Annotated in this window: 17 protein-coding genes; 14 read left to right on the top strand and 3 right to left on the bottom strand. The window is 74.6% G+C overall.

The window, feature by feature from the left end; genetic code table 11:
- The 11 genes from FB457_RS25270 to FB457_RS25220 form a co-directional block, all read left to right on the top strand.
- On the top strand, positions 1 to 5,526 hold a 5,526-nt coding region (locus tag FB457_RS25270), incomplete at its 5' end, for a non-ribosomal peptide synthetase family protein (RefSeq protein WP_486589130.1).
- A 13-nt stretch (positions 5,527 to 5,539) separates the two neighbouring features.
- The gene (locus FB457_RS25265) at positions 5,540 to 12,085 is read left to right on the top strand and encodes a non-ribosomal peptide synthetase (RefSeq protein ID WP_486589129.1); all 6,546 of its coding nucleotides are present in this window, start codon (positions 5,540 to 5,542) and stop codon (positions 12,083 to 12,085) included.
- 130 nt (positions 12,086 to 12,215) lie between these two features.
- Positions 12,216 to 13,379, top strand: a complete 1,164-nt coding sequence (locus FB457_RS25260) for a cytochrome P450 (protein ID WP_047019291.1) — start codon at positions 12,216 to 12,218, stop codon at positions 13,377 to 13,379.
- Positions 13,380 to 13,387: 8 nt separating this feature from the next.
- On the top strand, positions 13,388 to 14,602 hold the full coding sequence (locus FB457_RS25255) for a cytochrome P450 (RefSeq protein WP_047019292.1): 1,215 nt from the start codon (positions 13,388 to 13,390) through the stop codon (positions 14,600 to 14,602).
- Positions 14,603 to 14,626: 24 nt separating this feature from the next.
- Positions 14,627 to 14,899, top strand: coding sequence for a ferredoxin (locus tag FB457_RS25250; protein WP_047019293.1), 273 nt, complete (start codon positions 14,627 to 14,629; stop codon positions 14,897 to 14,899).
- Between the two features lie 154 nt (positions 14,900 to 15,053).
- Positions 15,054 to 15,596, top strand: a complete 543-nt coding sequence (locus FB457_RS25245) for a hypothetical protein (RefSeq protein ID WP_047019294.1) — start codon at positions 15,054 to 15,056, stop codon at positions 15,594 to 15,596.
- Positions 15,593 to 16,975 (top strand): peptidoglycan-binding domain-containing protein, encoded by a 1,383-nt coding sequence (locus FB457_RS25240; protein ID WP_145783395.1) that lies wholly within the window; start codon positions 15,593 to 15,595, stop codon positions 16,973 to 16,975. The genes FB457_RS25245 and FB457_RS25240 overlap by 4 nt, the downstream gene beginning before the upstream one ends.
- Positions 16,972 to 17,700: an ABC transporter ATP-binding protein gene (locus FB457_RS25235; protein WP_047019296.1), complete on the top strand. Its 729-nt coding sequence runs from the start codon at positions 16,972 to 16,974 to the stop codon at positions 17,698 to 17,700. Before FB457_RS25240 ends, FB457_RS25235 begins: the two co-directional genes overlap by 4 nt.
- A complete protein-coding gene (locus FB457_RS25230; RefSeq protein WP_047019297.1) occupies positions 17,697 to 18,953 on the top strand; it encodes an ABC transporter permease in 1,257 nt (418 codons plus the stop codon). Before FB457_RS25235 ends, FB457_RS25230 begins: the two co-directional genes overlap by 4 nt.
- Before the next feature lie 176 nt (positions 18,954 to 19,129).
- Positions 19,130 to 19,783, top strand: coding sequence for a response regulator transcription factor (locus FB457_RS25225; RefSeq protein ID WP_145783392.1), 654 nt, complete (start codon positions 19,130 to 19,132; stop codon positions 19,781 to 19,783).
- On the top strand, positions 19,764 to 20,933 hold the full coding sequence (locus tag FB457_RS25220; RefSeq protein WP_047019299.1) for a sensor histidine kinase: 1,170 nt from the start codon (positions 19,764 to 19,766) through the stop codon (positions 20,931 to 20,933). Before FB457_RS25225 ends, FB457_RS25220 begins: the two co-directional genes overlap by 20 nt.
- Before the next feature lie 35 nt (positions 20,934 to 20,968).
- Here FB457_RS25220 and FB457_RS25215 read toward each other — a convergent pair whose 3' ends face one another.
- On the bottom strand, positions 20,969 to 22,003 hold the full coding sequence (locus FB457_RS25215; RefSeq protein WP_047019300.1) for a DUF8094 domain-containing protein: 1,035 nt from the start codon (positions 22,001 to 22,003) through the stop codon (positions 20,969 to 20,971).
- Between the two features lie 240 nt (positions 22,004 to 22,243).
- Here FB457_RS25215 and FB457_RS25210 point away from each other — a divergent pair, with 240 nt between their 5' ends.
- Positions 22,244 to 23,101, top strand: a complete 858-nt coding sequence (locus tag FB457_RS25210; RefSeq protein WP_145783390.1) for a phytanoyl-CoA dioxygenase family protein — start codon at positions 22,244 to 22,246, stop codon at positions 23,099 to 23,101.
- A gap of 87 nt (positions 23,102 to 23,188) precedes the next feature.
- On the opposite strand, the gene FB457_RS25205 is transcribed toward FB457_RS25210, so the two are convergent.
- Together FB457_RS25205 and ligD are read right to left on the bottom strand one after the other, a co-directional pair.
- On the bottom strand, positions 23,189 to 24,094 hold the full coding sequence (locus tag FB457_RS25205) for a Gfo/Idh/MocA family protein (RefSeq protein WP_047019302.1): 906 nt from the start codon (positions 24,092 to 24,094) through the stop codon (positions 23,189 to 23,191).
- Positions 24,095 to 24,222: 128 nt separating this feature from the next.
- Positions 24,223 to 25,233 (bottom strand): non-homologous end-joining DNA ligase, encoded by a 1,011-nt coding sequence (gene ligD / locus FB457_RS25200; RefSeq protein ID WP_145783388.1) that lies wholly within the window; start codon positions 25,231 to 25,233, stop codon positions 24,223 to 24,225.
- Positions 25,234 to 25,282: 49 nt separating this feature from the next.
- Here ligD and FB457_RS25195 point away from each other — a divergent pair, with 49 nt between their 5' ends.
- Together FB457_RS25195 and FB457_RS25190 are read left to right on the top strand one after the other, a co-directional pair.
- Entirely contained in the window at positions 25,283 to 26,368 is a 1,086-nt protein-coding gene (locus FB457_RS25195) for an ATP-dependent DNA ligase (protein WP_145783386.1), read from the top strand.
- Positions 26,369 to 26,463: 95 nt separating this feature from the next.
- The gene (locus tag FB457_RS25190; RefSeq protein WP_047019305.1) at positions 26,464 to 26,949 is read left to right on the top strand and encodes a hypothetical protein; all 486 of its coding nucleotides are present in this window, start codon (positions 26,464 to 26,466) and stop codon (positions 26,947 to 26,949) included.
- Positions 26,950 to 26,952: the final 3 nt, after the last annotated feature.

Raw genomic sequence — 26,952 nt, 5'->3', positions numbered from 1 at the left:
ACCGACGAACTCCAGCCCTGGACCGACCTCCTCGCCACCCCCGAACCACCCCTCGGCCACCGCCCCCTCGACCCCACCACCGACACCGCCGCGACTCAGCGCCGCCGGGAGTGGACCGTGCCCGCCGCCCAGGCCGCCCTCGTCGCCGGGCGGGTACCGGCCGCGTTCCACACCGGGGTGCACGAAGTGCTGCTGGCGACCCTCGCCGGGGCCGTCGTCCACTGGCGCCCCGACACGACGGACAACGGCGTGCTCGTCGACATCGAAGGGCACGGCCGCGAGTCGGAAGGGGACGTGGATCTGTCGCGCACGGTGGGCTGGTTCACCAGCTCCCACCCGGTGCGCGTCGACGTCTCCGGCGCACGCCTCGATGACGCCCTTGCCGGAGGCGCCGCCGCCGGCAGTCTGCTGAAGTCCGTGAAGGAGCAGGTCCGGGCGATCCCCGGCGACGGCCTCGGGCACGACCTGCTGCGGCATCTCAACCCCGAGACCGCCGACGCCATGGCCGCGCTGCCGCGGCCGCAGATCGGCTTCAACTACCTCGGCCGCTTCCCCGCCCCCGCGCCGGCTTCGTCCGTACGTGCGTGGCAGCCCGCCGGCGACACCGCCCTCGGCGGCTCCGTCGCCCCCGACATGCCGGTGGCGCACGCCCTGGAGGCGGGGGCGGTCGTCCAGGACGGGCCCGACGGACCGGAGCTCACACTGACGCTCTCCTGGGCGGGCGGGCTGCTGGACGACGCGGACGCCGACCGCCTGGGCGCCACCTGGCTGCGCATGATCGCCGGTCTCGCCACCCACGCCGCGCACCCGGCCGCGGGCGGGCACACCCCCTCCGACTTCCCGCTCCTCGCGCTCACGCAGGACGCCGTGGCGGAACTGGAGACGGCCGTGCCCGCGCTGGCCGACGTGTGGCCGCTGTCGCCGCTCCAGCAAGGGCTGCTGTTCCACGCCGACTTCGACGATGCGGGACCGGACGTCTACGAGGGCCGCCGCGCCCTCGCGCTCGACGGCCCGCTGGACACCGACCGGCTCCGCGCCGCCTGGGCGACGGTCCTCGACCGGCACCCCATCCTCCGCGCGAGCTTCCACCGGCTCGCGTCGGGCGAGGCGGTGCAGGTCATCGCCCGCGACGTACCGCTGCCCTGGCGCGAGGCCGATCTCTCCGGACTCGACGCGGCCGAAGCGGCGCGCGAGCTGCGGCGGCTGACGGAGGAGGACCGGGCCGAGCGGTTCGACCTCACCACCGCGCCGCCGCTGCGGTTCCTGCTGGTGCGTCTCGGCGAGGACCGGCACCAGCTCCTGGTCGGCAACCACCACATCGTCATGGACGGCTGGTCGCTGCCCCTGCTGATCGGCGAGGTCTCCGCCGCCTATGCCGCGGCCGGCGACGGGAGCCGGCTGCCCGCCGTCGCCTCGTACGCCGACTACCTCGGATGGCTCGCCCGCCAGGACGAGGACGCGGCGCGGGGGGCGTGGCGCGCGGAGCTGGCCGGGGCCGACGAACCGACGCTCGTCGTGCCGGCGGAGTCGGTGCGGGCGCCGGTGCTGCCGGAGCGGGTGCGCTACGAGTTCGGCGCGGAGCTGTCGGCGGGTGTGGCGGAGCTGGCCCGGGCACACGGGGTGACCGTGAACACCGTGGTGCAGGGCGCCTGGGCGCTGGTGCTGGCGCGGCTCGCGGGCCGTGACGACGTGGTGTTCGGCGCCACCGCCGCGGGCCGCCCGCCCGAGCTGCCGGGCGTGGAGTCGATCATCGGGCTGTTCCTCAACACCCTGCCGGTGCGTGTCCGTCTCGACGGTGCGCAGCGCGTGGCCGACATGCTGACCGGGCTTCAGGAGCGGCAGGTGGCGCTGATGGCGCACCAGCACATCGGGCTCCAGGAGGTGCAGAAGGCGGCGGGCCCGGGCGGTACGTTCGACACGCTCGTGGTCTTCGAGAACTACCCGGCGCCGCCCGCCGGTCCGCGCGATCCCGAGGCGCTGACCATCCGCCCCGCGGGCGTCACCGAGGACACCGGCCACTACCCGCTGACGCTGATCGCCGTCCCCGGCGAGCGCATCCAGGGCGACTTCATCTACCGCCCCGACGTCTTCGACCGCGACCGCGCGGAGGGCATCCTCGCCTCCTTCGAGCACGTGCTGGCGCAACTGGTCGCCGATCCCGCCGCTCCCGTAGGACGCGTGGCCGCCGTGACGGAGGCGGGCCGCGCGCTGGTGACCGGCGAGTGGAACCGCACCGGGGCCCCGCTGCCGGCCGCACCACTGCCCGAGCTGTTCTCCGTTCAGGTGGGGCGGTCGTCGGGGGCGGTGGCGTTGGTGGCCGGTGGGGAGTCGTTGTCGTACGGGGAGCTGGGGGGCCGTGTGGGGCGGCTGGGCCGGTATCTGGTGGCGGCGGGGGTGGGGCCCGAGGTCCGGGTGGCGGTGGTGGTGGAGCGGTCGGCGTTGCTGGTCGAGGCGTTGCTTGCGGTGTCGCTGGCCGGGGGTGTGTTCGTGCCTGTGGATCCCGGCTATCCGCCTGAGCGGGTGGTGTTCGTGCTGGGGGATGCCGATCCGGCGGTGGTCCTGTGCACGGTGGCGACGCGGGACGTACTGCCGGAGGACGTGCGGGCGGTGGTGCTGGACGATCCGGCGGTGGCGGCCGAGGTGGTCGCGTATCCGGGTGGGGTGCTGCGGGCGGAGGAGCGGCGGGGTCCGCTGACGGCCGATCATGCCGCGTACGTCATCTACACCTCCGGCTCCACCGGCACCCCCAAGGGCGTCGTCGTCTCCCACCGCGGCCTGGGCAACTTGGCCCGCGCACAGATCGACCGCTTCGCGGTCGGTCCGCAATCTCGGGTCCTGCAGTTCGCGTCGGCGAGCTTCGACGCCGCCGTCTCCGAGCTGTGCATGGCGTTGCTGTCGGGTGCGGCGCTCGTCGTCCCCGCCGCCGGTGAACTGCCGCCGCACCTCTCCCTGGGCGAGGCCCTCCGTGCCGCCGGTGCCACCCACGTGACGGTCCCGCCGAGCGTGCCCGCCGTTACCGACGAACTGCCGGACACCCTCGAAACCCTCGTCGTCGCCGGTGAGGCGTGCCCGCCCGGGCTGGTCGGCCGCTGGTCTGCGGGGCGGCGGATGGTCAACGCGTACGGCCCCACCGAGGCCACCGTCTGCGCCACGATGAGCGTCCCGCTGACGCCCGGCACCGACCCCGTGCCCATCGGCGCCCCGATGGCGAACGTCCGCGCGTACGTCCTCGACACCTTCCTGCAGCCGGTCGCGCCGGGTGTCACCGGCGAGCTGTACGTCGCCGGGCCCGGCCTGGCCCGCGGCTACCGCGGCCGTCCCGGGCTGACCGCGGAGCGGTTCGTGGCCTGCCCGTTCACGCCCGGCGAGCGGATGTACCGCACCGGCGACCTGACGCGCTGGACGGGCGAGGGCGAACTGGTCTTCGCCGGCCGGGCCGACGAGCAGGTCAAGGTGCGCGGCCACCGCATCGAGCCGGGCGAGATCGAAACCGCGCTCGGCGCGCACCCGGACGTCGCCCAGGCCGTGGTCGCCGCCCGGCAGGACCGTCCCGGCGAGAGCAGACTCGTCGCGTACGTCGTCCCCTCAGGACCGTACGACGACGGCGAACTGCCGTCCGTGCTGCGCGAGCATGTGCGGGAGCGGCTGCCGGAGTACATGGTGCCGGCCGCCGTCGTGCCGCTGGAGCGGATGCCGCTCACCCCGCACGGCAAGGTGGACCGCGGGGCGCTGCCCGCCCCCGACTTCGCCCGGCTGGTCTCCGACCGCGAGCCGGGCACGGCGGCCGAGGCGGCGCTGTGCGCGCTGTTCGCCGAGGTGCTGGCGCTGGAGCGGGTCGGGCCCGACGACAGCTTCTTCGCGCTGGGCGGCGACTCCATCACCTCGATGCAGCTCGCCTCCCGCGCCCGGCGCGCGGGGTACGTGCTGACGCCACGGCAGATCTTCGAGGAGAAGACCCCCGAGCGGCTGGCGCTGGTCGTGCAGGCGGCGGACGGTGCGCCGGCGGTGGCGGACGTGGGCGTCGGGGAGGTGCCGTGGACCCCGGTCATGCGGCGGCTCGGCGAGGGCGTCGCGGGCGGCCGGTTCGCGCAGTGGACCGTCGTCGGCGCCCCCGCGGACCTCACGGCGGACGTGCTGGCCACGGGGCTCGGAGCGCTGCTCGACACGCACGACATGCTGCGGGCCCGCACGGACCTGTCCGACGCGGCGGCTCCCCGGCTCGTCGTCGCCGGGCGCGGTACGTACGACGCGGCGGGACTGGTGACCCGTACCGACGCCGTGGGCGTGCCCGACGACGGCCTCGACGAGGCGGCGAGCGGCGTGGCCCGCGAGGCGGTCGCGCGGCTGGACCCGGCGGCGGGCGTGATGGTGCAGGCGGTCTGGCTGGACGCCGGCCCCGGCCGGGTCGGGCGGGTGGTACTCGCCGTGCACCACCTGGTGGTCGACGGGGTGTCCTGGCGGATCCTGCTGCCCGACCTCCGGGCCGCGTGCGAGGCCGCCGCCGCGGGGGAGGAGCCCGTGCTCGACCCGGTCCCGGTGTCGTTCCGCCGCTGGGCCCGCACCCTCGTGGCCGAGGCCGCGAGCGAGCGGCGGCGGGCGGAGCCGGCGCAGTGGACGGCGCTGCTCGGGGAGCCCGAGCCGCCGCTGGGCCACCGGCCGCTCGATCCGGCGGTCGACACCGCCCCCACGCTGCGCAACCGCTCCTGGACCGTGCCCGCGGACCAGGCCGCCACGCTTGTCGGCCGTACGCCGGGGGTGTTCCACTGCGGCGTCCACGAGGTGCTGCTCGCCACGCTCGCCGGGGCGGTCGCGGGGTGGCGGCCGGGCGCGCACGACGGCGTCCTCGTGGACATCGAGGGGCACGGCCGCGAGCCGGTCGGCGACCTCGACCTCACGCGGACAGTGGGCTGGTTCACCGGCGTGCACCCGCTGCGGCTGCGGACCTCGGGCATCGACCTCGACGCCGTACGGGGCGGGGGCGCCGCGGCCGGCGAGCTGCTGAAGTCCGTCAAGGAACAGGCGCAGGAGATCCCCGGCGACGGCCTCGGCCACGGGCTGCTGCGCCACCTCAACCCCGAGACGGCAGAGGTGATGGCGGCGCTGCCGCAGCCGCAGATCGGCTTCAACTACCTCGGCCGCTTCCCCGCCGCCGGCCCCGCGGGTCCCGTACGGGCCTGGCAGCCGGCCGGCGAGACCGCGGTCGGCGGCTCCGCCGCCGCCGGTATGCCCGTGGCGCACGCGCTGGAGGCGGGCGCCGTGGTGCAGGACGGGCCCGCGGGCCCGGCGCTGACGGTGACCCTGTCGTGGGTCAGCGGGCTGCTTGCCGACGCGGACGCCGAACGCCTCGGCGCCGCCTGGCTGGAGCTGCTCGCCGGACTCGCCGCGCACACCGAGGACCCGGACGCCGGCGGGCACACGCCCTCCGACTTCCCCCTGCTCGACCTCGCCCAGAACCAGATCGAAGAGCTCGAAGCGGCGTTCGCCGACGAGCAGTCCCAGCCGGGCCGACCGGCGCGAAGCCGTTGATGAGGAGAGTGCGATGAGCCGATCCCTGGTCGAGGACGTGTGGCCGCTGTCGCCGCTGCAGGAAGGCATGCTCTTCCACGCGGCGCTCGCCGGCACCGGACCCGACGTCTACACCGTGCAGTCCGCCCTGGACATCGAAGGTCCCCTGGATCCCGCCCGGCTGCGCGCGTCGTGGCAGGCGCTCCTCGCCCGGCACGCCGCGCTGCGCGCCTGCTTCCGGCAGGTCAGCGGCGCGAAGATGGTGCAGGTCATCGCGGGTGACGTGGCGCTGCCGTGGCGGGAGGAGGATCTGTCCGGGCTCACCGAGGACGACGCGAGGGCCGAGCTGGACCGGCTCACGGCGCGCCGGCTCGCCGAGCGGATCGACCTGGCGAGCGCGCCGCTGATGCGCTTCCTCCTCGTCCGTCTCGGGGCGGACCGGCACCGGCTGGTGATGACGTTCCACCACATCCTCATGGACGGCTGGTCGATGCCCGTCCTGCTCACCGAGCTGTCCGCCGTCTACGCCGCCCGGGGCGACGCCTCGAAGCTGAAGAGGGTGCCGTCGTACGGCCAGTACCTGGCGTGGCTGGGCCGCCAGGACAAGGATGCGGCGCGCGCCGCCTGGCGGGCGGAGCTGGCGGGAGCCGACGAACCGACGCTCGTCGTCCCCGCCGACCCGACGCGCGCGGCCGTCTTCCCCGAGCACGTCTTCGGTGACGTCCCCGAGGACGTCACGAAGGGCCTGCGGGACCTGGCCCGCGCAGAGGGCCTCACCCTCAACACCGTCGTGCAGGGCGCCTGGTCGCTCGTCCTAGCCCGGCTGGCGCGCCGCACGGACGTCGTCTTCGGCGCCACCGCCGCCGGGCGGCCCGCGGAGCTGGCGGGCGTCGAGTCGATGGTGGGCCTGCTGCTCAACACCCTGCCGGTGCGCGTACGGCTCGACGGCGGGCAGCCGGTGACGGAGCTGCTGGCCGGCCTCCAGCGGCGCCAGTCGGAGCTGATGGCGCACCAGCACCTCGGGCTGCCGGAGGTACAGCGACTCGCGGGCCCCGGCGCGGTCTTCGACACCCTGGTGCTCTACGAGAGCTTCCCCCCGCCGCCCGCCGGGGCGGGCGGTCCGGACGCGCTGACCATCCGCCCGTCGGGCATGTCCCGGGACGCGGCGCACTACCCGCTGACGCTGGTCGTGACCCCGGCCGGGGACCGGCTGCGCTGCAAACTCGACTACCGGCCCGACCTGTTCGACCCCGCCGCCGCCACGGCGATCTTCCAGCGGGTGGTGCGGGTGCTGGAGCAGGTGGTGGCGGACCCGTCGGTGCGGGTGGGAGACGTGGACGTACTGGCGGCAGGGGAGCGGACGCCGGTGGTGTCGGGGTGGAACGCGACGGAGCTGGCGGTGCCGTCGGGTTCGGTGCTGGACCGGTTCGAGGCGCGGGCGCGGCGGGCTCCGGAGGCGGTGGCCGTGCGGTGTGGTGCGGAGGCGTTGTCGTACGGGGAACTGGATGCGCGGGCGAATCGGCTGGCGCGGTATCTCCAGAGACTCGGGGTGGGCCGGGAGTCGCGGGTGGGGCTGTGCCTGCCGCGGGGCGTGGAGATGATCGCGGCGATGCTCGCGGTGTGGAAGGCCGGGGGCGCGTACGTGCCGCTCGATCCCGCTTATCCGGCGGAGCGGCTGGCGTTCATGGCCTCCGACAGCGGGGCGCAGGTCGTGCTGAGCACGGGAGAGCTGGCGCCCGAGGGTGCGGTGCGGCTGGACGAGGCCGCGGGGGAGATCGCGGCGGAGTCGGTGGAGCCGCTGGGCACGGTGCCGGAGCCGGGGCAGCTTGCGTACGTGATCTACACCTCCGGATCCACGGGCCGCCCCAAGGGCGTCGCGGTGCCCCACCGCGGCCCGGCGAACCTGGCCGAGGCGATGCGGCCGGTCCTGGGGATGGCGGAGGACGTGACGGCGCTGCAGTTCGCGTCGTTCAGCTTCGACGCCGCGGTTCTGGACGTCGCCGTCACGCTGGCGGCGGGCGGCACGCTGGCGATCGCATCGGACGAGGAGCGTGTGGAGCCCGCGGCGCTGGCCGGGATGGTCCGTAGCGCCGGGGTGTCCGTGGCCAGCGTGGTGCCGTCCCTCATGAGCGCCCTCGACCCGGCCGCGGTCACGGGTGTACGGAACTGGGTGCTGGGCGCCGAACTGCTCACCGCCGACCTGGCGTCCCGCTGGACCGGCCAGGCCAAGGTGTGGAACACGTACGGCCCGACCGAGGCCACCGTCATCACCACCGCCACCCCCCTCGACGCGGACCTCACCCCCGCCGACCCGCCGCCCCCCATCGGCCGCCCCATCGGCAACACCCGCACCTACGTGCTCGACGACTTCCTCCGGCCCGTGCCGCAGGGCGTCGCCGGTGAGGTGTACATCGCGGGACCGGGCCTGGCCCGCGGCTACATCGGCCGCGGCGGGCTCACCGCAGAACGCTTCGTCGCCTGCCCCTTCGAACCCGGCACACGCATGTACCGCTCCGGCGACCTCGCCGCCTGGACGCCCGACGGACAACTGGCCTTCCGCGGCCGCGCCGACGAGCAGGTCAAGATCCGCGGCTTCCGTGTCGAACCCGGCGAGATCGAAGCCGTCCTCGCCGCCCACCCCGACGTGTCCCGCGCCGCCGTCGTCGTACGCGAGGACCGGCCCGGCGACAAGAGGCTCGCCGCCTACGTCGTCCCCGGCGGCCGGGAGGCGGACATCGACGCGGTGCGCGCCCACGCCGCCGCCCGGCTGCCCGCGCACATGCTGCCCGCCGCCGTGCTCGCCCTGGAGAGCCTGCCGCTGACGCCCAGCGGCAAGCTCGACCGCGCCGCCCTGCCCGCCCCCGACTTCGCCGAGCGCGCCACCGGCCGTGCACCCGAGGGCGAGACCGAGGAGGCGCTGTGCGCGCTCTTCGCCGACGTCCTCGGCGTCGAACGGGTCGGCGCCGACGACAGCTTCTTCGACCTCGGCGGCGACTCCGGCCTCGCGATGCGCCTCGCCGGCCGGATCCGGGAGGACTTCGGCACCGAGCTGAACATGCGGCAGTTCTTCGGTTCCCCCACCCCCGTGGGCGTGACGCGCATGCTGGCGTCCAAGACCCGCCCCGCGCTGCGCGCCGTCGAGCACCCGGACGAAGTGCCGGCGTCCGCCGGCCAGGTGCGCACGTGGCTGATGTCCCGGCTCGCCGAGGACTCCGCCGCGTACCGCACGTCCGTCGCGCTGCGCCTCACCGGGGAGCTGGACCGCTACGCGCTCCGCGCGGCACTCGGCGACGTCGCGGCCCGCCACGACGCGCTGCGCACCACCTTCGCCGCCGAAGGCGGCGCCGACCTGTGGCAGCGCGTCCTCGGCCCGGCCGCCGCGCGGCCCGCGCCCGAGGTCGTCCCCGCCACCGAGGCGGAGCTGCCGGAGCTGCTGGCGGCCCGCGCCGCGCACGCCTTCGACCTCACCGTCGAAGCGCCGTGGACGCAGACCCTGTTCACCCTGTCGGAGACGGAGCACATCCTGCTCCTCGTCGTGCACCGCATCGCCGCCGACGACGAGTCGCTCGACGTCATGCTGCGCGACCTGTCGGCGGCGTACGGGGCGCGCCGCGAGGGGCGTACCCCCGAACGCGCGCCGCTGCCGCTGCAGTTCGCCGACTACGCGCTCTGGGAACGCGAACTCCTCGCCGGCGAGGACGACCCGGAGAGCCTGATCAGCGACCAACTGGCGTACTGGAAGGACACCCTCGCCGGGCTCGCCCCGGAGCTGCGGCTGCCCGCGGACCGGCCGCGGCCCCAGCTCGCGACGCACCGTACCGGACAGGTGCCGCTGCGTGTCGAGGGCGACGTGCACGAGCGGCTGACGGAGCTCGACGAGGCCGGCGAAGGCGCGTTCACCGTCGTGCAGGCGGCGCTGGCGCTGCTGCTCACCCGGCTGGGCGCGGGCACCGACATCACCGTGGGCGCGCTGCTGCCGCGGCGGGACGAGGAGGGCGCGCTGGAGGGCGTGGTGGGCCCCTTCGCCGGCCCGGTCGCGCTGCGCACCGACACTTCGGGCGACCCCACCTTCCGCGAACTCCTCGGCCGCGTACGGGAGGCGAACCTCGAAGCGCGCCGCCACCAGGACCTGCCGTTCGAGCGCCTGGTCGACGTGCTGGAGCTGCCGCCGTCCGCGGCGCGGCACCCCGTCGTGCAGGTCATGCTCGACGTGCGCGACGGCACCACCGGCGAGGAGGACACCTCCGAGCTGCCCGGGCTGAGCACCGGCCGCCTCGACCTCGGCCCCGCCGCGTCCGAGCTGGACCTGTCGGTGAGCCTCTGCGAGTGGTATCGCGCGGACGGCTCAGGGGACGGCCTCGACGGCCATCTGCGCTATGCCGCCGAGCTGTTCGACGCGGACACCGCCGCCGCGCTCGCCCGCCGCCTCGTGCGCGTGCTGCGGCAGGTCGCGGACGACCCGGACGTACGCCTCGGCGACGTCGACGTGCTGCTGGACCCGGCAGAGCACCACCGGCTCGTACGGGAGTGGAACGACACCGCGGCCCCGCGGCCGGACACCACCGTCGTCGGCCTCCTCGCCGGCCGGGCGGCCCGCACCCCCGACGCCGTCGCCGTCACCGACCAGGACGGCGCGCTGACGTACGGGGCGCTGGACACCGCCTCCGGGATGCTCGCCCGCCGGCTGGCCGCCCGCGGCGTCGGCGCGGAGGACGTCGTCGCCGTGGCGCTGCCGCTGGGCGCCCGGCTCGCCGTCGCGCTCCTCGGGGTGCTGAAGGCCGGCGCCGCCTGCCTGTTCACCGGCCCCGACCGGCCGATGCAGGCGCTCGCACCGCTGCGCGGCCACCGGCCCGGCGCGCTGATCTGCACCGCGACCACCGCAGGACTGCTGCCCGCCGACCACGCGATGACGGTCGTCCCCCTCGGCAATCCCGTCCTGGCCGCCGCCCGCGGCACGTACGCGGGACCGGGACCCGACGGTGAGACGGGCACCGCGGTGCCGCGCCCCGGCCACGCCGCGCTGCTGCTGGACTCCACGACGCCGCACGGCGTGCCCGCGGGCGTCGTGGTCGAGCACCGCTCGCTGGTCGGCCACCTCGCGGACGGAGCCGACGAGGTCCCGGACCGCGCGGCGGACGAGGGCCCGCGGCACCTGACCCTGGACGAACGGGCCCCCGTCGAGGCCATGGTCACCCCGCTGCTCCGCGCGCTCTGCGCCGGCGAGAGCGTCCTGATCGGCAAGCCCGACCCCCGCGCCGCCCACCGCGCGCTCACCACCCGCGACCTGCTCTGGACCCTGGCGGAACTGCCCGCAGGCGACCCGTCGTTCGCGGAGGTCACCGTCATCGAGGACGGCGCCGCCGCCTCCGACGTCGACGCCCGCGAATGGCGCGCCCGGCACCCGGACGCCGCGCTGGTCACCGGCTACGGCCCGGCCGGCACCGCGGGGCCCTGGCTGCACCACCGCACCGCCCCCGGCGCGCCCCTGCCCCCCGAGGTGCCCACCGGCAGCCTGGGTCCCCACACCCGCGCCTACGTCCTCGACGACCGGCTCCGCCCCGTCCCGCCCGGCGCCGTCGGCGACCTGTACGTCGCCGGCGCCACCCTCGCCCGGGGCTACCACGGCAGCACCCGGCTCACCGGCGAGCACTTCGTGGCCTGCCCGTACGGCCCGGCGGGGGAGCGGATGCTGCGTACCGGCGAGCGCGCCAGGTGGAGCACCGCGGGTCTGCTGACCGTACGCGACCGGCAGGCCGAGGAGCACGACGCGGCGCTCGCGCAGGCCCGCCGCCCCGAGGGCGGCGGCGACCTCGGCGTGCTGCTCCCGTTGCGACAGGAGGGCAGCGGCGCGCCGCTGTTCTGCGTGCACTCCGCCACCGGACTCGCCTGGAGCTACGCGGTCCTCGTGCCGCACCTCCCGCGGGACCGGCCGGTGTACGGCATCCAGGCGCGCGGCCTCGCCGGGCCCGAGCCGATGCCGAAGAGCGTCGCCGAGATGGCCGCCGACTACGCCGACGAGATGCGGACCGTGCAGCCCGAGGGCCCGTACCACCTGCTCGGCTGGTCCTTCGGCGGCATGCTCGCGCAGGCGGTCGCGGCCCGGCTGGAGGAGCAGGGCGAGCGCGTGGAACTGCTCGCGCTGCTGGACGCGTACCCCGACGGCGGGGCCGGCACCTCGCTCTTCTCCAACGAGGACGCCGCCGGCCGCGCCGCCGCCGCTTCCGCCCCGCGGGGCCGGCTCCTCGGCCCCGGCGGCGACGAAGCCGCGGTGCCCGGGGTCAGCGGCCGGCTGCGCTCGCGGATGGACCAGGTCATGCGCAACTCGGCCGGGTTCGCCCCCGAGCACACCCCGCGCCGTACGACGGGCGACCTGCTGCTCTTCGTCGCCACCGAGGACCGCCCGGCAGGGCTCCCCGTCGCCGACGCCGTCGAGAGCTGGAAGCCGTACGTAGCTGGAAACGTCGAGCCGCACGAGATCGGGGCCGACCACTTCGGAATGCTGAAATCCGCCCCCGCGGCGCACATCGGCCACATTCTCGCCGAGCGACTGGGCATTCCCGGCGGGACCACGGAGAAATGAGCGTGGCATTGCGGGATACGGAATCCGGCAACCCGGATTCCGCATCCCGCGGTGCGGCCCGGAAAAGCGCGCCCTCAGGCTCGGCGGCGTGCAGAAATGACGCACGAATTCAGGGAGAAGGAGCGCGCGCATGGTCAAGTCACCCGAGATTCCCGTACACAACCGCAGGGACGGTCTCGAACCCCTGCCCGAGCTGCGCCGGATGAGTCGGGAGACGCCGCTGCTCGAAACCCCGCGCGACTGGGTTGCCACCGGCCAGGCCGAGGTGCGCCGGATCCTCGGCGACGCCGACCGCTTCAGCACCATGCCGCCCGCCGACACCGAGGAGGACCGGCGGCGCCAGATCCAGGAGGGCAACCTCCTGCAGTACGACCCGCCGGACCACACCCGGCTGCGCCAGATGCTCACCCCCGAGTTCACCAACCGGCGGATGCGCAGGCTGGAGCCCTTCATCGAGGAGATCGTCGCCGAGCGCCTCGACGCCCTCGAACGCGCGGGACGGCCCGCCGACTTCATGCGCCACTTCGCCTGGCCCATCCCCGGGCTCGTCAGTTGCGCGCTGCTCGGCGTGCCCCGCGACGACCAGGCGGAGCTGGCCCGCAACCTCGACATCAGCCGGGCCGGCAACCGCAGCCGCACACAGCAGATGACCGCGGGAAAGGCGTACGTCGGCTACATGAGCCAGCTCGTCGCGCGCAAGCGCCGCGACCCCGGCGACGACCTGCTCGGCATGCTGATCCGCGAGCACGGCGACGACGTCAGCGACACCGAGCTGACCGGCATCGGCACCTCGCTGATGGCCGCGGGATACGAGAACGTCGCCGGCACCCTCGGCCTCGGCACCATGCTGCTGCTCGGCCACCCCGACCAGCTCGCGCTCCTGCTGGAGAAGCCGGAGCTGACCGACCGCGCGATGGAGGAACTGCTGCGGTACGTCTCCGTGATCGCCACCTCCTCGCCGCGCACCGCCCTCGCCGACGTGCCCGTAGGCGACGCGGTGATCAAGAAGGGCGACGTCGTGGTCTGCTCCCTGCTCGCCGTCAACCGCGCCGCCAGGGACGGCGCAGGACATGACGGCTTCGACATCACCCGCGAGGTCACCTCCCACATGGCCTTCGGCCACGGCATCCACTACTGCCTCGGCGCCCCGCTGACCCGTGTGCAGCTCAGGATCGCGCTCCCGCGGCTGCTGCACCGCTTCCCCGGGCTGCGCCTGGCCGTACCGCCGGAAGAACTGCGCTACCGGACGCTCGCGCCCAACTACGGCGTCGAAGCGCTGCCGGTCACCTGGTAGGCGAGCCGATGCCACGCCGCCCCGGGCCCGCGCCCGCCCACACCCGCAGAACGCGCTTCGACCCCGCCGCCGAGCTGCGCGCGATCGCCGCGGAACGGCCCGTCACCAGGATCGACGTCGGTCCCGGCGACAGCGAGGAGTACGTCTGGCTGGTCACCGGATACGACGAGGTACGCCAGGTCCTCGGCGACCACGTCCGGTTCTCCACCCGCCGCCGCTTCGGCCGCGCGGCGCGCGCCGACGGGACGTACCCCGACGACCACCGCCCGGACGACATGATCGGGCAGCTCATGGACTACGACCCGCCCGAGCACACCCGGCTGAGGAAGATGCTCACCCCGGAGTTCACCGTCCGCCGGGTCCGCCGCCTCCGCCCGCGGATCGAGGAGATCGTCGCCGGCCGCCTCGACGCCGTGGAGCGCGCGGGACCGCCCGCCGATCTCGTGGAGCAGTTCGCCACCCCCGTCTCCGGCGCGGTGCTCTGCGAGCTGATCGGCGTCCCCCGCGACGATCGCGACGCGTTCCTGCGCCGCGCCCGTCACCACCTCGACCAGGGCCGCGGCCGGCAGGCGCGGGCCGCCGCCGGCGCCGCCTTCTCGCGCTACCTCGCCGCCCTGGTCGCCGGGCAGCGCCGGGACCCGGACGACGGGTTCCTCGGCATGCTCGTACGGGACCACGGAGCCGACGTCACCGACAAGGAACTCCGCGGCGTCTGCGTGCTCCTGATGCTCGCCGGCCTCGACAACGTCTCCGGGATGCTCAGCCTCGGCACCCTGGTGCTGCTCGAACACCCCGGCAGGCTCGCCGAGATCCGGGCGGACCCGGGGGCCGTGGACCGTACCGTCGACGAACTGCTGCGCTACCTGACCGTGCCGCACGCGCCCACGCCCCGCACCGCCCTGGAGGACGTCACCGTCGGCGGACAGCTCGTCAGGGCGGGCGAACACGTCGTCGTCTCCCTGCCCACGGCCAACCGCGACCCGGCCCTGACCGCGGACCCCGACCGCTTCGACCCCGCCCGCGGGCCCGCCGCCCACCTCGCCTTCGGCCACGGCATCCACCACTGCCTGGGCGCCGCGCTCGCCCGCATGGAACTCGGCATCGGCTACACGGCGCTGCTGCGCCGCTTCCCGCGCCTGCGCCTCGCCGCGCCGGCCGCGGAGGTGCCGTTCCGGCTGCACACGACCGCCTACGGCCTGGAGCGGCTGCCGGTCGCCTGGTGACCGGCGGCCGGGGAGGAGACGACGATGGAGATACGGGTCGACCGCGCCAGGTGCGTGGGGGCCGGGCTCTGCATGATGCATGTGCCCGCGGTCTTCGACCAGTCCGAGGACGACGGCAAGGTGCTGCTCACCACCGCGCGCCCCGGCCCCGCGCTCGCCAGGTCCGTACGCGCCGCCGCCGGCCGGTGCCCCGGGCGGGCCATCTCGCTGCACGACGGGGCCGGGAGCGAGGACTCCGACGGTGCCGCCGGCACCGAAAGGGCCGACACGACTACCGGTTCGGGCAGTCTTGCCTGAAGTTCTTCTGAGGATAAAGCGCGCCCCCGCGGCGCGCTGAGCACCGCCGACAGAACGCCATTCATGGAATTCTCATCAAGGCCGCCGCCGGCGCCCTTCGTCGGCGGCGTTCTGTATCCGCCCTGTGACCGGCGCTCGCGTAGAACTTGGGCCCATGTTCACCACACGCAAACGCGCATTCGCGCAGACCCTGCTCGCCTCGTCCGCACTCGTCGTCAGCGTCGTGCTGGCGGGGTGCTCCGACGATTCCGAGGCCGCCTCCTCCGACGGCGGCACGTCCGCCTCTCCGGGCAGCCCGTTCGACCAGGCGGTCGAGTACGCGCAGTGCATGCGTGACAACGGGGTGCCGGAGTTCAAGGACCCGGTGCAGGACACCGGCGGCGTCATGTTCAACCAGGGCGGCTTCGACCCGGAGTCCGCCGAGTTCAAGGCCGCGGAGGAAGCCTGCCGCGACAAGCAGCCGCAGCGCCAGGGCGGCCCCAACGGCGGTGAGCCGCTGGACTCCGAGAAGGTCGCGGAGTGGGCCGAGTGCATCCGCCAGAACGGCGTGCCCGACTTCCCCGACCCGGAGATCGAGGGCAACAGCATGGTCGTCGACATCGGTGCCGCCGACCCGACGACGTTCGAGCCCGCCAGGCAGGCGTGCCAGGACAAGTACCCCGGCGGCGGGATGCGGATCGGCGGGGGCCCGCAGTGACCAGCCGGGAGGAGACGGAGGAGCTGAACCTGCGGGAACGGCCGCCGGGCGCGCTGGAAGTCCGCCCGCCCGGGCCGCTCACCGCGGGCGGCGACCCCGAGGGGGGCGGTCCCGGCGGCGAAGTCGCCGGCGCGGCCCCGCCCGCCGAAGGCGACGGCGCGCCGAGCGGCCCCGAGCCGGCACGCAGGAGCCGCAAGCTGCGGATGGCGCTGATCGTGGTGATCGCGATCGGCGCCGCCGCGGCGGCGGGGCTCGCCGCCACCGGCGCGCTCGGCGGCGAGGACTCGGAAGAGCCCGCCGCCGGCCCCTCGGGACCGGCCGCGACGGCCGAGGTGAAACGGACGACGCTCACCAGCAGCGAGACCGTAGCCGGCACCCTGGGCTACGGCGACGTGTCCACCGTCGAGGCCATCGCCCCGGCGGCCGGCGGTGCCGACCCCGGCGCGGACACCGGCACCGGCCAGCCGGCAGGCGGCGGCGGAACCGCGGCCGGCTCCGGCGGCGACGCCGCGGACGCGGGCGCCGGGATCGTCACCTGGACGCCCAACGAGGGCTCCACGATCAAGCGCGGCGATACCGTGTACAGCGTCGACGGCGAGAAGGTCCCGCTGTTCTACGGCGACACCCCGCTGTACCGCACGCTGTCGGACGGCAGCGAGGGCGGCGATGTCAAGCTGCTGGAACGCAACCTCGACAAGCTCGGCTACACCGGGTTCACCGTCGACGAGACGTACAGCCCGGACACCGCCGACGCGGTCTCCGCCTGGCAGGAGGACATGGGCCGGGAGCAGACCGGCGTCGTCGAGGCCGGCGACGCCGTGACCGCGGAGAGCGCCCGGCGCGTCGCCGCGCTGCAGACCTGGCCCGGCGCCAAGGCCGAGGGCGCGGTCCTCGACTGGACCGGCACCGAGCGGGTCGTCTCCGTGGAGCTGGACGCGCAGTTCGAGGATCTCGTACGGGTCGGCACCAAGGCCGAGGTCGAACTGCCCAACGGCACCACCGTGGACGGCAAGGTGACCGACATCGGCACCCCGCCCGCCGCCTCGGGCTCCGGCTCCGGCGACGCCGGCGGCCAGGGCGAGGAGGACCAGGAGTCCACGCTGCCCCTGCAGTTGACCGTCGGCGAGCAGGACAAGCTCGGCCGCTACCAGGCCGCGCCTGTCGACGTGGTGCTCAAGGCGGACACCCGCGACGACGTGCTCGCGGTGCCCGTGAACGCACTGGTCGCCCGGCAGGGCGGGGGCTACGCGGTGCAGAAGGTCACCGCGGGCGGGAGCACGGAGTCCGTGCCGGTCGAGCTGGGCATGTTCGCCAACGGGCTCGTCGAGATCACGGGCGACGGCATCGAGGAAGGCATGTCCGTGGGGGTTCCGAAGTGACCGTCACGTCCCATCCGGTGGTCGAGCTGACCGGGGTCACCAAGACCTACGGGGACGTCGCCGCCCTCCGCTCCGCCGACGTCGTCATCCGGCGCGGCGAGCTGCTGGCCGTCGTCGGCCCGTCCGGCTCGGGCAAGTCCACCATGCTCAACATCATGGGGACGCTCGACCGCCCCTCCGCGGGCACCGTCCGCATCGACGGCCACGACATCGACCGGCTCGGCGACCGGGAGCTGTCGGCCCTGCGGGCGGGCACGATCGGCTTCGTCTTCCAGCAGTTCCACCTCGCCCCCGGCGTCCCGGCGCTCGACAACGTCGCCGACGGGCTGCTCTACAGCGGCCGGACCCGCGCCGAGCGGCGCCGCCTCGCCGAGCGTGCCATGCGCCGCGTGGGCCTGGGCCACCGCCTCTACCACGAGCCGCACCAGCTCTCCGGCGGCGAGAAGCAGCGCGTCGCCATCGCCCGCGCGGTCCTCGGCGACCCGCCCCTGCTGCTCGCCGACGAGCCCACCGGCGCGCTCGACTCCCGCTCCGGGGCGGTCGTGATGGAGCTGCTGCACCAGCTCCACGAGGCCGGCACCACCGTCGTCGTCATCACCCACGACCGCGACATCGCCGCCTCCCTGCCCCGCGAAGTCCGCCTCAAGGACGGCAGCATCGAGCACGACTCCGCCCCCGTCGCGGCCCTCCCGGCCGCCCGGCTCTCCCAGGAGGCCGTCCGATGACCGCGCCGCACGCGGCGGCGGAGCTGGACCGCGCGCAGCCGCCCGTACCGCCGCCGCCCACCCCGCCGAAGCCCGCCCGGATGACCCCGGCGGACATGCTGCGGGTCGGGGGCTCGGGGCTGCGCTCGCGCCCCATGCGGGTCTTCCTCTCCGCGCTCGGGATCGCCATCGGCATCGCCGCGATGATCGGCGTCGTCGGCATCTCCACCTCCTCCACGGAGGATCTGGACCGCCGGCTGAACGCGCTGGGCACCAATCTGCTCACCGTCACCCCCGGGCAGTCGTTCTCGGGCTCCGAGGCCAGCCTGCCGGCGGAGTCCGTGGGCATGATCGGGGCCATCCCGGAGGTCGGGAACGTCTCCGCCGTCGGACGGGTCGACGCCAACGTCTTCCGCAACGACCGGATCCCGGAGGAGCAGACCGGCGGCCTCAGCGTCAGCGCGGCCCGCGTCGACCTGCCGGAGTCCGTGGGGCTGCAGATCACCGAAGGACGCTGGCTGAACGACGCGAACAGCCGCTACCCCGCGGTGGTCCTCGGCCCCAAGGCCGCCGAGCAGCTCGGGATCTACGAGGCGGGGCCCGACGCGCAGGTGTGGCTGGGCGGCAGGTGGTTCACGGTCGTGGGCCTCACGGCGTACAACGAGCTGGTGCCCGAGCTGGACTCGGCCGCGCTGGTCGGCTGGGACGTCGCCGAGGACGAGCTGGGCTTCGCCGGCACCCCGACGACGATCTACACCCGCACCGACGAATCCGCCGTCGCGGACGTGCAGTCGGTCCTCGGCGCCACCGCCAACCCCGAGAACCCGAACGAGGCCACGGTCTCCCGCCCCTCCGACGCCCTGGCGGCCAAGGAGGCCACCGACGAGACCCTCAGCGGCCTGCTGCTGGGACTCGGCGGGGTGGCGCTGATCGTCGGCGGCGTGGGCGTGGCCAACACCATGGTCATCTCCGTCCTCGAACGCCGCTCCGAGATCGGCCTGCGCCGCTCGCTGGGCGCCACCCGCGGCCAGATCCGCAGCCAGTTCCTCTGCGAGGCGCTGCTGCTGTCCGCGCTCGGCGGCCTCGGCGGCGTCGTCCTGGGCATCGGCGTGACCGTCGGCTACGCCACGTCCCAGGACTGGGCGACGGTGGTGCCGATATGGGCGATGGCCGGCGGCATCGGGGCCACGCTCCTCATCGGCGGCCTCGCGGGGTTCTACCCGGCGGTGCGCGCCGCCCGGCTGCCTCCCACCGAGGCGCTGGCCACCACCTGACGTCCCGGTGCACCGACCGGGGAAGGCGCCACGGTGCACCGATACGTGGATCCGTCCACGCAGACCGCGGTGCCCCTGCTGTCCCCCCGAGCAGCGGGGGCTCCGCCTTCGCGCCGCCCAGCCCTGTGACCTCGGCTGTTACCGGGGGCTTACGCGGTCTCCGGCACGCTGACGGCATGCGCGTGCTGATCGTGGAGGACCACCGGGAGCTGGCCGAGACCGTCGCCACCGGACTGCGCGAGGACGGCATGGACACGGACCTCGCGTACGACGGCCAGGAAGCCATCGACCGTGCCACGAGCAGCGAGTACGACGTGATCGTGCTCGACCGCGACCTGCCCCGGCTCCACGGCGACGAGGTGTGCCGCGTGCTGACCCGGCACGGCAGTCGCACCCGGGTGCTGATGCTCACCGCCTCCATCACCGTCGCCGACCGCGTCGACGGCCTCGGCCTCGGCGCCGACGACTACCTGACCAAACCCTTCGCCTTCGCCGAGCTGATCGCCCGCATCCGCGCCCTCGGCCGGCGCCCGCCGAACGCGGTGCCGCCGGTCCTCACCCGCGGCGACCTGACCCTCGTCCCCGCGCAGCACCTCGCCAGCCGCGGCGGGCGCCGGCTCGAACTGTCCCGTAAGGAACTCGCGGTGCTGGAGCTGCTGCTGTCCGCGCAGGGCGCCGTGGTCTCCGCCGAGGAGCTTCTCGAACGGGCCTGGGACGGCGGCGCGGACCCGTTCACCAACGCCGTGAAGGTCACCGTCAGCAGGCTGCGCCGCAAGCTCGGCGACCCGCCGGTGATCGAGACCGTCCCCCATGCCGGATACCGCATCTGAGCCCGCCCGCCGCGCCGGCCGCCGGCTCCGCTGGACCGTCCGGCTCCGGCTGACGCTGCTGTACGGCGCGCTGTTCCTCGTCTCCGGCGTCGCGCTGCTGGCCATCACGTACGCGCTCGTCGCCCGCGGCAACGCCACCAAGGGCGTCCTCGTCACATTCGATTCCACCCAGACCGGCGGCGGGAGCGACCCGGACATCCAGCACGTGGCCACCGAGCGCCACGAGGCCGCGCTGCAGGCCCTGCTCGCCCAGTCCGGCATCGCGCTCGCCCTGATGACCGCCGTCTCCGTCGCCCTGGGCTGGGTGATGGCCGGCCGGGTGCTGCGGCCGGTGCGGATCATGGCGGGCCGGGCCCGGCGCATCTCCGAGCACAACCTGCACGCGCGGCTGGCCATAGCGGGCCCCGACGACGAGCTGAAGGACCTCGGCGACACCTTCGACGGGCTGCTGTCCCGGCTGGACGCCGCGTTCGAGGCCCAGCGCCGGTTCGTCGCCAACGCCTCCCACGAACTGCGCACGCCGCTGACGCTCCAGCGCGCGATGGTCGAGGTGGCGCTCTCCCGTCCGGGCGCGGACGCGGCGTCGCTGCGGGCGGTGTGCGAGCGGGTCGTCGCCGCGGGGGAGGAGCAGGAGCGGCTGATCGAGGCCCTGCTGACGCTGGCAGGCAGCCAGAGCGGGCTGGTCGCCGCCGGCCCCGTCGACCTCGCCCGGGTGGTACGGGAGGTGCTGCACGACCGCACCCGGGCCGCGCCCGGCAAGCTGGACCTGCACTCCTCGCTGCGCCCCGCGGTCGCCTCGGGCGACGGACGCCTCATCGCCCGCCTCGCCGGCAACCTGGTGGAGAACGCGCTGCGTTACACGCCGCCCGGCGGCTGGGTGCGGGTCGCCACGGACGTCCAGGAGACGGGCTATCCGATGCTGCGGGTGGTCAACAGCGGCCCGGTGATCCCCGCGGAGCGCATCCCCGACCTGTACGAGCCGTTCCAGCGGCTGCAGCCGCGGGCGGCCGGCGGCGGCTACGGGCTGGGGCTGTCCATCGTCGGCGCCGTCGCCGCCGCGCACCGCGCGGAGGTGACCACGGTGCCGGGTCCTGAGGGCGGGCTGGCGGTCACGGTGGAGTTCCCGCCGCCGGACCCGGCGGACTTGTGAGCGGAACGGGGGAGGAGGACGGGGGACGAGGCGGGTCAGCTCGCGCCGATCATCTCCACCTCGCCGCCGAGCTGTTCGACCTTGCCCTCCTCGGGTACGTGGGCCGCGTTCTGCACGGCGTAGTACTCCCGTACGCCCAGCGGCTCCTTCTCCTTCACGTACAGGCTGGTGGCATCTCCCGGGATGACGTGGAAGCCCGGCCGGGTGGCGAAGTCCACGCGCGCGTCGTAGGAGTTGAAGACGGTCAGTGCGCCGCCGTCGGCCGTGCGGAGTGCGTAGACGTCGGGGAAGGCGGGCTTGTACGCGTCGTCCCACTTGTGGTTCTCGGACTCGAACTCGGTCTCGAAGTAGCCGTCGTGCTCGGGCCTGATCCAGTCCCGGCGGGTGGCGTGGTCCTTCACCATGTTCTTGCGTACCTCGCTGTCCGCGAGGAGCTTGCCGTCCTTCTTGCCGCCCGACACATAGAGGTCGTTGACCGCGTCGTCCAGGCCGTCGAGCGCGGTCGTGCCCACCTCGGTGCCGGCGGGCAGCACGGTGGGCAGACCGCCGTCGCCGCGGGCGACCTCGGGGATCCGGCCCTGGATGCCGACGGACGCGACGTTCTTCCACGTGCCGCCGCCGGCGCGCTCGAAGACCAGCAGGCTGCGGTCGCCCTCGTCGTAACCGGGGCCCTCCACCGGGGCGTCGACCATGTACCAGTCGCCGCGGGCCGGTATGTAGTACTGGGCCTCGTCGGCGCGGTAGCGGAACGGCTTCTTGTAGAGCGCCTGGTACTTCTTTTCGTACGTGGGGAACTGCCGGTACTGCGCCTGGCTCTGCTGGTAGAGCGCGCCGCCCTCGACCTCGCCGAGCGCCTTGCGGTCCAGGGCGGCGTTGGCCGCGTTGTTGGTCTCGACGTAGCGTTCCAGCACCTTGCGGGCCTGGCCCTCACTGATCACCGGGCGGGGTTGCGCCTTCTCGTCGCCGGCGCCGCCCCCGTCGTCGTCCGAACCGCCGCTGCACCCCGTGGCCAGCAGCAACGCGGTCAGTCCTGCGGCGGCGGTGGAGACGGCGGTCTTCTTCGTGCCCATGGGCGTTAACCCCCCGATGCGGTCAAGATCAGTGGTCGGGGCGAGTCTAAGCACTGGTCCGGTGGCGTACGCGCCTACCCCCGAACACCGCTGACGGGTAAACCACGTGGCGGACACCGGAGCCGCGTGGCTACGATGGGCGCCATGCGATCCGGATTCGTTTGACGCTGACGGGCCCGTGGCCCTCCTCCCGTCCGATGCGCGAGACGACCTGCCATCGAGACGAGAGGAGACAACGTCATGACGTCGTTCTTCAGCCACCAGCAGATCGAGCACTTCCGCGCCTTCGGGTACGTGGTGCTGCGCGGCCTGCTCACGTACGAGGAGACCGACCGGCTCACCGCCGAGGTGACCACCGCCCTCACCGACGCCTACGGGGGCCTCGGCACCGACACCGACCCGAACGGCGAAGGCGGCATCCGCGGCGACTACTTGCCGCTTGCCGCCGACCGGACGCCCTTCAGCCAGTCGCTGATCGCCGACGACCCGCGGCTGTTCCAGGGCTCGGCAGAACTGTGCGGGCGGATGACCGTGCCCGCGGTGCCCAGCGCGGTGTGCTTCACCAGCAACTCCGGCTGGCACACGGACGTCGGCCCGGACGTGCCCGGGGTGACGTTCCTGGCCCACCTGGAGCCGCGGACCGCGCGGACCGGCGCGCTGCGGGTGGTGCCCGGGTCGCACGACCCGGCGTACGCCCGCCGACTGGCCGCGTACCACGATCTCGACCCCGCCAACCAGGGCTTCCCCGGCTGGCCGGTGCCCGAGACCGTGCTGCCGACGGAGCCGGGCGACGTGCTGGCGTTCGACGCCCACCTGCTGCACCGCTCCGTGGGCGGCGGGAACCGGCTGGCGTGGCGCACCGAGTACCTCGGGTGGCCCGGGCTCGGCGACGCCGAGGGCATGTGCACGGTGGGGGAGTTGCTCGCCGAGGACGCGTATGAGGACGCCGGGTTCGACCGCGCGCGCTGGCCGGAGTGGGACGAGTGGGCGGCCGGGGCCGCGGGGATCGCCTCGCGGCAGACGGCACTCGACCGGCTGCGCCTGCTCGGCGTCGTGCCCCAGGCCCGTACCGCCGCGCGGGCCCCGGCGGGGTCCTGACGGCGGCCGGAGGTGACAGCCGTGGCCCCCGCCGCAGAGGCGGGGCCACGGCCCTTCCGGGGCGCGGGCCCGGCGGCTACCGCGGGATCACTCGCCCGCGGCAGGCAGCCCTTCCTGGGCCGCCGCGAGGATTTCGGTCACGCGCAGCCCGAGGTGGACGTCGCGGGGGTCGGGGCGGCCGCTCTCGGCCGCCTCCAGCAGGGCGTCCACAGCCCGTACGAACGCGGGCACGGGCCCGTCGTCGTCCCGGTCCGGCGCCGTCTGGACGCCCGGAGTGCCGTGCAGTTCCACGGTGACGCCGGACGCCTGCGGCGGGATGGTGTGGCTCAGGGTGCACGTGCTCGACGCACCCGAGGCGTGCCGCAGCGTGAGGTGCACGGTGTCGCCCGGGCCGCGCGCGGAGGTGACGGCGCCGGGCACCGCCGGGTCCACGTCGCCGAGGACCGGCAGCAGCATCGACAGCGCGTGCGGCCCGACGTCCCAGAGCGCGCCCTTCTCGCCGCGCCAGGGCGAGGCCGCGTACGGGCTGTCCGCGCCCGCGAAGACCGGCGAGAGCCAGTCGGCGCGGCCCACCAGCCAGCCCTCCTCCCCGGCCCGCTCGGCCAGCCAGCCCGCGGTCTCGTCGCGGAAGCGCAGCGTGAAGAAGACCACGGACGCCACTCCGGCCCGCTCGACCGCGGTCACCACCCGCCTGGCGGCGGCCACTTCGGTGGCGACGGGCTTGTCCAGCAGCAGATGGCAGCCCGCCGCGGCGGCCCGCTCCGCGAGGGGCGCCTGCACGTCGGGCGGCAGCGCGACGGCCACCGCGTCACAGTCGGCGAGGAGAGCGTCCACGTCCTCGTACGCGCGCGTGGAGAGGCGGTCAGCGAGCGCACGGGCCGCCTCAGGACGCCGGCCCCACACGCCGGCGATCTCCGCCCGCGGGTGTGCCTGCAGTCCTGGGCCGTGCGCCCGCTCCGCCCAGGGGCCGGTGCCGAGGAGTCCGAATCGCATGCGCGAAGTCTACGATCACCCCGTACGCCGCAGGTCGGGCGGCCCTCCTCGCCAGCCCGGCGCCCGCTCGCGCAGGCCCGCACCGGATCACCACCGCCGGGTGGCCCGCCCCGGCGTCGGCGGGACCCTCACTCCTCCGGGCGCGCCCGGCTGGGCTGTACGCGCTTCGGTTCGCCCGCCATCTTCGGGTGGTCCGGCGGGTAGGGCATGTCGCCGTGGCCGTGGTCCCGCTCCTGCCGCGCGGACAGCTCCAGCAGCGAGGTGATGTCGAAGGCGTACTCGTCCATGTCCGCGTGTACGTCGCCGACCTCGGCGAAGCGTTTCACCATGGTCACCAGGTCGAAGTCGTCCGGCTCGGCGGCGTCCACCTCCTCCCAGCGCAGCGGAGCGGAGACGGGCGCATGCGGGTGCGGCCGCACGGAGTAGGCGGAGGCGATGGTGCGGTCGCGGGCCATCTGGTTGTAGTCGACGAAGACCTTCTCGCCGCGCTCCTCCTTCCACCACGCGGTGGTGACCTGCTCCGGCATCCGCCGCTCCAGCTCCCGCCCGGCGGCGATCACCGCGCGGCGCACCTGCACGAAGGTCCAGCGCGGCGCGATCGGCACGAACAGGTGCATCCCGCGGCCGCCGGAGGTCTTCGGCCAGCAGGTGAGCCCGTGTTCGCCGAGGACGGCGCGCATCTCGTGCGCGGCGCGCACGGCGTCGGCGTAGTCGGTGCCGGGCTGCGGGTCGAGGTCGATGCGCAGCTCGTCGGGGTGCTCGGTGTCGCCGCGCCGCACCGGCCACGGGTGGAACGTCAGCGTGCCGTACTGGGCCGCCCAGACGACCGCCGCCGGCTCGGTGGGACACATCTCGTCCGCGTACCGGCCGCTGGGGAAGGTGATGCGGGCGGTGGGGATCCAGTCGGGGGTGTTCTTCGGCGCGCGCTTCTGGAAGAAGGACTCACCGCTTATCCCCTCGGGATAGCGCTCGAGGGTCGTCGGCCGGTCCCGCAGCGCCCGTACGATGCCGTCGCCGACGGCGACGTAGTACCTCGCGAGGTCGAGCTTCGTGTAGCCCTTCGCCGGGAAGAAGACCCGGTCGGGGCTGGACAGCCGCACTGTTCTGTCGCCCGCCTGGAGCTGAATCGCTGCACCCATGTGCGTAACGGTAAGGCGGATGTCCGAATCCCGCCCTACCGTTACGCACATGGATCTGCCGGTGATGCCCCCCGTGAAGCCGATGCTCGCCAAGCCGCAGAAGAAGCTCCCGCCCGGGATGCTCTACGAGGCGAAGTGGGACGGCTTCCGCGCCATCGTCTTCCGCGACGGCGCCGAGGTCGAGATCGGCAGCCGCACCGGCAAGCCGCTCACCCGCTACTTCCCCGAGCTGGTCGAGGCGCTCCAGGCCAACCTGCCCGAGCGGTGCGTCCTGGACGGCGAGATCGTCATCGTGCGCGGCGACCGGCTCGACTTCGACGCCCTCACCGAGCGCATCCACCCCGCGGACTCGCGGGTGCGGATGCTCGCCGAGCAGACCCCGGCGAGCTTCGTCGCGTTCGACCTGCTGGCCCTCGGCGACGACTCGCTGCTGGACACCGCGCAGTCCGAGCGGCGCGCGGCGCTGCTGCGCGCGCTGGCCGGCGCCCGGGCGCCCGTGCACATCGCGCCGGCGACGACGGACCTGGCGGTCGCGGGGGAGTGGTTCGAGCAGTACGAGGGCGCCGGGCTCGACGGGATAATCGCCAAGCCGGCCGACCTGCCGTACCGGCAGAACGAGCGGGTGCTCGTCAAGGTCAAGCACGAGCGCACGGCGGACGTGGTGCTCGCCGGCTTCCGCTGGCACAAGTCGGGGCCGGTGGTCGGCTCCCTGCTGCTCGGCATCAACGACGACAAGGGCGTGCTGCAGCATGTGGGGGTGTGCGCGGCGTTCTCGATGAAGCGGCGGGCCGAGCTGGTCGAGGAGCTCGCGCCGCTGCGGATGGAGACGCCCGAGGAGCAGGCGGCGCACCCGTGGGCCGACTGGGCGAAGGAGGAGGCGCACGAGTCGGCGCGGCTGCCGGGGGCGCCGAGCCGGTGGAGCGGGCAGAAGGACCTGTCGTGGGTGCCGCTGCGGCCGGAGCGGGTGCTGGAGGTCGCGTACGACCACATGGAGAACGGGGCCCGCTTCCGGCACACCGCGCAGTTCCGCCGCTGGCGCCCCGACCGCACGCCGGAGAGCTGCACCTACGAGCAGTTGGAGGAGCCGGTCACGTACGACCTGAACGAGGTGCTGGCCACCCCCAAGGAGGAGTGAGCGGCCGGTTCCCGACGGCCGGACGGAACCTACCGGTCAGCCGGAGTTGGCCTGGCGGACCCGCCGCCTTCGCCGGCCCCCGGCACCATGTCTCCATGGATGCCACCGCCCTGGCGCGCTCGCTGTTAGAGCCTGTGCCCGCCCACCGCACCGCCGGACTCACGGTGCTGCGCGCCATCGACGGTGCCGCCGAGGTCGCCGTGGAGGCCCCCGGTGTGCTCGGGAACGTCATCGGCTCGCTGCACTCCAGCGGCCTCGCCACCCTCGTCGACGCGGCCGCGCTGGCCGCGATCCTCTCCGCCGGCGACGCGCCCGGCGAACTGGACGGCGTGCTGCCGCTCGGCGCGTCCGCCTCGTTCGAGTACCTGGCGCCCGCGCGCGGCCGGCTCATCGCCTCCTGCAAGCTCAGCTCGTCCGCCGTCCAGGTGCTGCGCCCCGTGCTCGCCGGCACCGCGGACCGGGCCCGCATCAGCACCCAGGGCGTGGTGACCGACGAGCGGCACGCGGTGGTGTGCCGCGGCGGCTTCGAGTGGAGCGTCCGCCGCGTCACCCGGACCGCGAGGATCCGCCCCGGGGGCTGATCC

The sequence above is a fragment of the Streptomyces sp. CNZ287 genome (assembly GCF_007827615.1).
This window is presented reverse-complemented; position numbering and strand designations above follow the sequence as displayed.